The sequence below is a fragment of the Flavobacteriales bacterium genome (genome assembly GCA_021739695.1).
GTDB lineage: Bacteria > Bacteroidota > Bacteroidia > UBA10329 > UBA10329 > UBA10329.
In genome coordinates this window covers 1-9,115 of sequence record JAIPBM010000051.1, presented here as the reverse complement: position 1 = coordinate 9,115, position 9,115 = coordinate 1, and the positions used below count along the sequence as shown (strand labels likewise).

Sequence of the window (9,115 nt, the reverse complement as noted above, 5' to 3'; positions counted from 1 at the left end):
CTGATAAAGGATGAGTTGGAGATCACACGCTTGGTAGATCAGGAATCGTGGGCCAAGGATGGAATTGTGCTCACACCCAATCAGGATAAGGCCTTTGAATCCATCAGTCACGCCTTTCTGGATAAAGATGCCGTGCTGCTGCATGGCGTAACGGGAAGCGGAAAAACGGAGATCTACATTCAGTTGATCCACGAGCATTTGAACAATGGAGGACAGGTGCTTTACATGCTACCTGAAATTGCGCTCACGGCTCAGATCATCCAACGTTTACAGAAGCATTTTGGCGAAAAGGTGGGCATCTACCATTCCAAAATGTCGGATAACGAGCGGGTGGAAGTGTGGAAGAAACAACTGAGCGATGAACCCTACCAGGTCATTCTGGGCGCACGTTCGTCCTTGTTTCTGCCCTTCCGCAACTTGGCTTTTGTGATCTTGGATGAGGAACACGAACACACATTCAAACAGCACGACCCTGCGCCACGCTACCACGCCCGCGATGCAGCGGCCTATCTCTGCAAACAGGCCAAGGCCAAATTGCTGTTGGGTTCGGCCACACCAAGCATCGAAGCGTATTTCAACGGCAAGCGCGATAAGATCGGCCTGGTGCTGCTGGACGAACGTTTTGGGGGCATACTGATGCCGTACATCGAGCTCTGCGACCTGAAATTGGAACGCAAGGCCGATTCCATGAAAGGCCCTTTTTCCTCTCAGCTCTTGCAGCGCATTTCAGAAACGCTGGCCCGCAGACAACAGGTCATCATTTTCCAGAACAGGCGCGGTTATTCCAGCTTCTTGCAGTGCAACAATTGCGGTTGGGTGCCCGATTGCATCAACTGCGACATATCGCTTACCTACCACAAATACAGCAACGACCTGCGCTGCCATTACTGCGGCCATGCCGATAAAGTGCCACAGGTTTGCCCTAAGTGTCAGTCCACTTACATCAAGACCAAGGGTTTTGGTACCGAACAGATAGAGGAGGAGCTGGCTCTGCATTTTCCGCAGATCGTAGTGGCCCGTATGGACATGGACACCACTCGCGGTAAGCACGCGTACACACGCATCATTTCCGATTTTGAAGAGAAACGCATCGATATTCTGGTGGGAACCCAGATGGTGACCAAGGGATTGGACTTCGACCATGTGGGATTGGTGGGCATTCTGAATGCCGATGGATTGCTTAATTATCCCGATTTCAGAGCCAACGAAAGAGCTTATCAGCTTATGGCACAGGTAAGTGGTCGGGCAGGCAGAAAAGGCAGAAGAGGGCTTGTAGTGATTCAGACCTCTGACCCGCAGCATTTCATCATCGAAAAGGTAGTGCAGAACGATTATGAAGGCATGTACGATGCAGAACTGGCGCAGCGCAAGCAGTTCCGATATCCGCCTTTCATCCGTATGATCGCCATTACCATCAAGCACCGCGATAGGGATGTGGTGGATAAAGCGGCCGATGAGCTGGCCAAACGTTTGGGCCCCGTGCCCGATAAGCTATTGCTTGGGCCCGAGTATCCGCTGGTTCAGCGTATTCGCAATAAGTACAACAAACAGATCATGCTGAAGATGGGTGGTCAGCACATTAAGGAACGGAAGGAAGAGATCTTCAAGATCATCCGCGATGTGCATGCCGAGAAGGAATTCCGTTCGGTGTTCTTTCAACCAGATGTTGATCCTATTTAGCTGTTAGCCATTAGGTGTTAGCAGTTAGCGAAACCAGAAAGCGGTATGCGTAGCGGCTAAAAGCTAATTCCTAATACCTCATTATCAACAGAAAAAGAAGGCTTCGTCAGGCTTCAATTGCTCCCGGATTTCGGATTGCTCATCCTTGTTTGCTACAGCCACAATTACTTGAGGATGAGCTATTTCATCCATTGTATCTAAACTTTCAATAAGCGTGTGATAGACATGCTTTCCGATCTTGTTCGGGTTGTTGCATATCCAACGGAAATCAACGCCCGAATTCAACAGCGATTGCGCAATGATCTTTCCCTTTGAAGCTGCGCCCCAAACGATCAATGGCCTTTCGGGTTGGTGGCTCAGTTTCAGAAACCAACGCATTTTTAACTCCAAGAAACGGTTGTCTGCGTAGTTTGGGTCGTTCCTTGACGTCCGTTGGCCGTGGTCGCGCCAATGATGAATGATGTCTGAGCAAGGAATGACCTTGATGTCATTGGCAAAGAAGCGGAAGGTCAGGTCGTAATCCTCCGGATATTGATCTGGCTCGAAAGCTCCGCAGCGGTCAAGGTCATCTCGAAAAACCATCCAGCAGGGAGAAGGAATCACGCACTCGCGATAGATGTCGGAATAGTTTGTGCCAGAAGCCGTCAGATGATTGAGCCAACCTTCGTAGTGTCGGTAACCGTCTTTCACGCCATCTGCCGAAAAATACCTCACCAGCCCAACGGCAACGTGGCCCATTCCGTTCATGATCAGCTTGTATTTTAGGATTTCGAGCTTATTCGGAGCCATGATGTCGTCTGCATCCATCCGAGTAATGAATTGCCCGCTGCTTTTCGAATAGGCCAAGCGTAAGGCTTCAATGATGCCTGTTCCTGTATTCTCAAAAACGCGAATGCGCGGGTCAGCTTTGGCAAATTCATCCAAAATGGCTTTGCTGCCATCCGTAGAACCATCGTTCACTGCAATCAGTTCCCAATCTGTTTCGCTTTGCTGTTGGATGGAAAGGAGGCAATCGCGCAAGAACGGTTCTGCATTCTTAACAGGCGTTAGGATGGAGATTCGCAGTGCCTCCGAACTCAATGTTTCACTAATTTGATTGTCTCACGCTGATCGTTCGAGATCAGTTCGAGGAAATAGACTCCCGAACGAAGGCCATTTGGCGACAACGCAAATCGACCATCATTCACCGATTTGGAGCTCAGCTGCTGACCGATGGCATTGAAAAGGTTTGCCTTGAACGCTTCAGAAGCAGTCACATTCAAGGCACTTGCACCACTCGCAAAACCTGCGCTGTTCGCCACTTGAAACAAACTTGGGCGCTTATTGATGTCTGCCACACTTACATTCCACGGAATAAGTCCACGGTCAAACATCCGTTGGCGAATAGGAATAAAATTGGCGCCACCGAACAGCAGCGTATCGGCTTGCAAGAACAATACGGCTGCCTGCGGCATGGTCATTCCTTCGGCAAAACTGTAGCAGGTTTGCATCATGATGGCATCGGTGACTTCCCGTCCGATATCGCCCCATATCTGCATGATGGTGGCAGACCAGATATCGGCATCCGAGTAGAGGTTATTCTGAAGGTTTTCGGGATAATGATCGGTGCTGACCGAGCTTCTTCCTTGCCAATATTCGTTGTGTCCGTCCCATGTAAAGACATCGCTCCAACGGTTTGGGCTGATGAAACGAGAGTAGGATGAAGCGAAATAATCGCCTAGCGCTTCGTCAATGGCCTTGCGTTCGCCACCGTTATTGGTGCCAGGTGCGGCAGAATTTGAAATGGCGTGGCCGTATTCGTGAATAATCACATCGGCATCTTCCGCATCATCCACGCCACCTTCTCCATAACTCAATCGTGGTGGACTGAAACCGCCATTGAAATTGGAATTGTCGCTTCCGTTCAGCGCGTGCGTGTCTACCCAGATTTGATAATTCACCAGATTGGTAAACCCTAGCGATTGAATGTACTGTTGGAAATAGTTGATGTGATAAAAGGCATTCACGTCTTCAAAGCCCGCTTCGGCACGTGTATAATTGAACTCAGGGCTTGAACTCGTTACAGGCGCAACATCTGGAAACGAAAACTCCTCAATGCTTACAAAGTCACTTTTCAAGTAGAAAATGTCGTCTTGGAATGTGAGCTTCGATTGTGCCGGAATACGTTCCGCATTCAATTCCAGCACATCCTGATCAGAATTATCGGCATAAGGCGCACCATACGCCTGATTGGCAGAAGTCAATGGGTCAGGATTGAAAACCCAGAGTGTAACGGTGCTGTCTTGCGGCTCGGCATAGGAAAGAAGGTCGTTCTGATAGATCACTTTCACATCCTTGTTCAAGATGAGTTCGTAGTAGCGGTCGGTGCTTTCAATCACTTCCAAGCGGATCACAGGAAGCATCTCGCCATTGGATTCCATGTACATTTCCTCCAAATTGTAATGATCCAGCGCGCCATTCCCAGGTTCAGCATAATGGACCATCAAGCCCTCATTATAAGCCGCATGATCAGGGAAATCGAGGTCGATATTATCAGAAACAGAGAAGGTATGGTCGAATATGCTGAGAACGCGACCATCATTGCTCACATTCATTTTTACCGAACCTCGGAACACGCGATGACCGTTGATGGTTTGTGAAAAAAGGTAATGTTTCCCTTTCGGGCTGCTTACTTCGTGCGTTAGCACAAGATCCACCAAAGCAGGTTTGAGGTTTTCAATCCGCGTATTCAAAAACCCCTTGATGGAAGTGGTATCCGTGGCAATTGTTCCAGCATATTGAAGCAATTGTGCTTCCTTTCGGTCTATTGGATGAATATCATCGTCAAACGCCACCCATTTCTGAGCGTTGCCAACAAGTGGACTCAAGCAGACCAGAAATAACCACAGACTTCGCATAGGGATAAAGGTAATACGCACAAACGTGGCTTTGTTCAAACCGAATTGTCAAATAATACCCAAAGCGAGCAAAAAGGAAAGCAGGAGGATCATCACTGCCACAGTTATCTGCACAAAATCGAGCGTTACTTTCTTCAGCAGTTTCTGACCGAAGTATGCTCCCAAAAAGGCAGAAAGTACAGCAGTCAACAGAATCGGAAAGTTGCTGGCAACATCAATCTCTTTCATCCGATAGAAGTAAAGCCCCAATCGGGTAATGTCTATAAAGCTGGCAATCACGATTCCAGTGGCAATAAAAACCTCCTTCCCAAGTCCATAACGGATAAGGAATGCACTGCGCAAGGCGCCTTGATGTCCGCTCAATCCACCGAAGAACCCGCTGATGATACCACCAAGAATGAGCTTGTCCTTACCGAATTCCAGGTTCTTCAGTTTTGGAACAATTTCGAAGATGGCGAAGAAGGCCATCAGCGCTGCAACCACCAGTTTCAAGGTGAAAACCTGAAATGGATGGTTGAACAATTGATACTCGAATATGGGTTCGCTGACGGAAAACCGAAGTAGGAGCGAGGCACCTCCGATGGCGCCTAGAATGGCAGGAACTCCAAATCGGAGCACGACTCCCCAGTTGGCTTTCAATCCTACCAATCCCATCTTGAAGAGGTTGTTCAGCAAATGCACAATTCCGGTGAGGGCAATGGCCACTTCAATCGGGAAAAAGAGCATGAAGGCTGGCGTGAGAATCGTTCCAAGTCCGAAACCGGAGAAGAATGTAAGCAGCGAAGCAAAGGCTGCAACCAGCGCGATAACTACAAATTCCATCAGCTAAGTTTCTTTTTCCGTTGTTTCCACATGTGGCCATACAGTTTTGGGAAGAAAACGAAGTAGGAGAGCGCCACACCGGCCAAAGCCAAATTGATGATATTGAGTTCGAATGCACGCCATTCCCAAAAGCTGTACATCACCAAAAACTCGCCTGTAACTCCTAATGGATATAGAAAGATGAAGAAAGTGTAGCGTGAAAATGTAATGGCCGGAATCTCCTTTTTGTAAAGATCCGTGAGGTAATATAACGCTCTTACTATTTCAGTCACACTCCATGCAATGGTGACAATGGCAAAGCCAGAAAGGATGCCACGTTCTGTAAGCACTTCGGCAGGAATCCAGTTGATGATGAACACGATGAGTAGCCGCGAAAAGACCTGTGCGGCAGTAAGAAGCCAATTGGCGCCTGCAATACCAATGATGGCGTTCATGATCTCGAAAACAGCCAAACCTTGAGCAATGCTCAACAAGATCAGGCTTTGTTGATTGAACTCAAGTCCGTGCAGCGCTGCATGAATGAGATATAGCAGCCATGCAATTAATGTGATGATGTTGAACCCGATAAGCCAGATCCGTTTCATGTCGCTTTTATTGAAGGTTAAGTTCCTGCTTTCCGCACGATGGCCGCCCAACCACCACCTTCAGCCATGGAAATGATGTATTTCATGCTTGAAGTTATGGTTTCCTCTTTAAAATACTCGTAGTTGGTGCCATCTCGCCAAAGTTCCATTTCAAATTGTCCGGTTCCCAAAAAGGACAAATCGATGCTGAGTGTCTGCCCAACCGAACCTGTCATTCCTCCAATGTACCACGTTGTCCCTTTTCTTCGGGCCAATAGAATGTACTCACCAACGGTAGCATCCAGCACGATCGTTTCATCCCACGTGGTCGGAACTTCGCTCAGGAACTTCATGCTCTCAGCTTCCTTTTCGTAGGCTGTCGGTTCATCAGCCAGCATTTGCAATGGGCTTTCGTACACTACGTATTTGGCCAATTCGTGGCATCTGGTTCCTTGTCCTTTCGGATGCTTGAAATTCATGTGGTGCTTCTTCGGATTGGAGATGTTCTCCATTGCTCCGGGCGTATAATCCATCGGTCCGGCCATCATTCTGGTAAATGGCAAGATCACATCATGCTCAACAGTGATGGCGCTGCTCCATTTGTTCCATTCCATTCCACGAACACCCTCGAAGGTGAGTACATTCGGATATGTTCGTTGCAATCCCTTCGGGCAGTGGCTTCCATGGAAATCAACCACCATCAATCGATTGGCTGCTTCTTGAGCCACCTTCTCGTAGAAGGCGATCATTTCCTGATCATTCCGCATCATGAAGTCCATTTTGATGCCTGCAACACCCCAATCGGTGAATTGCTGAAAGGCCACGTCAAATTGTTTCTCGAGTGTACGCCACACAACCCAAAGCACAATTCCCACATTCTTGTTGGCCGCATATTCGATCAATTCGGGCATGTTGATCTCTGGTTTCACCTTGGTCAGGTCGCCCAGTTTGTACCAACCTTCATCCATTATGATGTATTCGAGGCCATTCTTTGCCGCAAAATCGATGTAGTATTTGTAGGTCTGCGTGTTCAATCCCGGTTTGAAATCAACACCTTCCAATTGCAAGGCATTCCACCAGTCCCACGATACTTTTCCTGGTTTGATCCATTCTGTTGAACTCAATTTAGATTCAGATGCCAGCAACCAAGGCAAGTGTGATGCAAATAGCGCTTTTTCGTCAGCAGCTACGCAGAACACGCGCCATGGATACGAACGGTTTCCGTTGGTCTTGGCTATCCAATTGTTCTTGAAAGCTGGCATCACAAAGCGGTCGAAAGCTTTGAATTTGGTAGCCACATGAGGTGGATGAATAGCCGAATAAGCGCCCAAACCGTCTGTTTTCAAATACATGCCAGGATAATCGTGCAGATCTGTTTCTGTGTAAAGGATGAAAGGGCCATTCTCCCATTGCCAAAGAATGGGTAAACTGGCTTTTTCACCGTTCTTCAGGTCCATGCTGGCTTTTGGAATGAATGCTTTTTCGTTGCTCGAATAGAAACTGGTCTCTTTCGGAAACCAGACATTCGGATTGGCTGTCAGCTCAAATCCCATTCGTTCTTCACTGATCTTCACTTCACGATCAAATGACGTTCGCAATCGGTAAGAAAAGCCTTCATTGTAGCATCGGAAATCAATGCCAAGGCCGCTGTCAAACTCTAAGGAAAGTTGATTGTAGTTCTCCTTTATTTTGGCACTTCTGTAAGGTACAATTGGAGTTACGGTTCTGTTAACGGTAGAAGTTTCAGACTTCACGCCATATTCCTTTTGCCCCAGATTGTTCTTTTTTCCAATGGTCAGCCCAATTGGTTTTCCGTGCATAATGAGCTTGTTGCCCTTGTAAACACGGTAAACAGTATTCGCACTTACGAGCACTTCCACTTTCAACACGCCATCTGGTGATGTAAGTAGAAATTCCTGCGCATGAATTTGAGTCAAAAACAAGCACAGAATAAAGGATATCAATGGTATTCTCATGAATTCAGAATTAAGGCGCCAAGTTGCCGAAATGTTATGACCTATGCCAACCAAACTTCGTAAAACAGACCGTATCACAATCCTTAGCATGATTTGGTCCAATGCACAACCATTTCGAATTGAACTTTCATTTACTTTCGACCTTGATGAAAAAGACACTCCTATTTCTATTCGTTGCCTTTTCCGCTAACGGATTTGCGCAAGGCCATATGAACCTCGATTCGCTCTTCAATTGGCAGGATACTTCCTTACCGCCATCGGGTGCTCATAACAATACCTATAACGAAATTTGGGGTTACGCTAAGAACGGTGCGGAATACGCCATCATCGGTTCCACAATGGGAACGCACATATTTGATGTCACCGTTCCATCGGCATCAAGTCAAGTGGCTTTCATAGAAGGCGCTTTTACCGGTCCAGGAATCGTTCATCGCGATTTTCATGATCATGATGATTATCTCTACATGGTTTCTGATGAAGGAAGCAGCACACTTCAGATTGCTGACCTACGGTTCTTGCCCGATTCTGCGCCACTAGTTTACGATAGTCCTGAGTTGTTTCCACGTTCGCACAACATATTCATAGACACCACAAGTGCACGCATGTACGTGTGTGGCGGAACGGTTGATTTTGCAGTGTATTCGCTTGCAGACCCAACGGCTCCAACCTTATTGCTGGATTGTCCGGAAGATGTTCCATTCTGGAGCGCCATCGGCTATGTACATGATGTGTATGTTAAAGGAGATACAGCTTATTTAAATGCAGGAGCAAACGGACTATTTGTGGTCGATTTCTCCAATATTGGCAACCCACAGATGATAGGTTCTTTGGATACCTACGTGCAAAGCGGTTACAACCACAGCGGCTGGTTGATGAAAGACCAACCTTATTATGCGCTGGCAGATGAAACGCACGGAATGGATGTGAAGATCATTGATGTGTCGGATATGAGCGATCTGTTTGTAACAGATACGATAGGTTCTGATGTGTCTCCTGTTTCAATACCACATAACCTTATCTATAGAGACAACTACCTTTTTGTATCGTACTATTTTGATGGTGTTTACATGTTCGATTGCTCGAATCCGGCACATCCCGTTCTGGCAGGTTTTTACGATACATCTACCGAAATTGCTACAAGCGGTGTTTATAGAGGATGCTGGGGAGTTTATCCCTT

Annotated in this window: 7 protein-coding genes; 2 read left to right on the top strand and 5 right to left on the bottom strand. The window is 47.2% G+C overall.

What is annotated here, in order from left to right:
* The coding region (gene priA, locus K9J17_18485; GenBank protein ID MCF8278721.1) for a primosomal protein N' at nt 1–1,680 on the top strand (1,680 nt) is incomplete at its 5' end.
* Between the two features lie 84 nt (nt 1,681–1,764).
* On the opposite strand, the gene K9J17_18480 is transcribed toward priA, so the two are convergent.
* The 5 genes from K9J17_18480 to K9J17_18460 are packed head-to-tail and all read right to left on the bottom strand — an operon-like array spanning nt 1,765 to nt 7,938.
* Complete coding sequence (locus K9J17_18480) at nt 1,765–2,760, bottom strand: glycosyltransferase (GenBank protein MCF8278720.1); 996 nt, start codon at nt 2,758–2,760, stop codon at nt 1,765–1,767.
* Complete coding sequence (locus K9J17_18475) at nt 2,757–4,577, bottom strand: T9SS type A sorting domain-containing protein (protein ID MCF8278719.1); 1,821 nt, start codon at nt 4,575–4,577, stop codon at nt 2,757–2,759. The genes K9J17_18480 and K9J17_18475 overlap by 4 nt, the downstream gene beginning before the upstream one ends.
* 48 nt (nt 4,578–4,625) lie before the next feature.
* The gene (locus K9J17_18470; protein MCF8278718.1) at nt 4,626–5,399 is read right to left on the bottom strand and encodes a sulfite exporter TauE/SafE family protein; all 774 of its coding nucleotides are present in this window, start codon (nt 5,397–5,399) and stop codon (nt 4,626–4,628) included.
* The gene (locus tag K9J17_18465; protein ID MCF8278717.1) at nt 5,399–5,983 is read right to left on the bottom strand and encodes a protein tyrosine phosphatase-like domain-containing protein; all 585 of its coding nucleotides are present in this window, start codon (nt 5,981–5,983) and stop codon (nt 5,399–5,401) included. The genes K9J17_18470 and K9J17_18465 overlap by 1 nt, the downstream gene beginning before the upstream one ends.
* Nucleotides 5,984–6,000: 17 nt before the next feature.
* A complete protein-coding gene (locus K9J17_18460) occupies nt 6,001–7,938 on the bottom strand; it encodes a glycoside hydrolase family 97 protein (protein MCF8278716.1) in 1,938 nt (645 codons plus the stop codon).
* 146 nt (nt 7,939–8,084) lie between these two features.
* On the opposite strand from K9J17_18460, the gene K9J17_18455 reads away from it, so the two are divergent.
* A partial coding sequence (locus K9J17_18455) for a choice-of-anchor B family protein (GenBank protein MCF8278715.1) occupies nt 8,085–9,115 on the top strand: 1,031 nt, incomplete at its 3' end.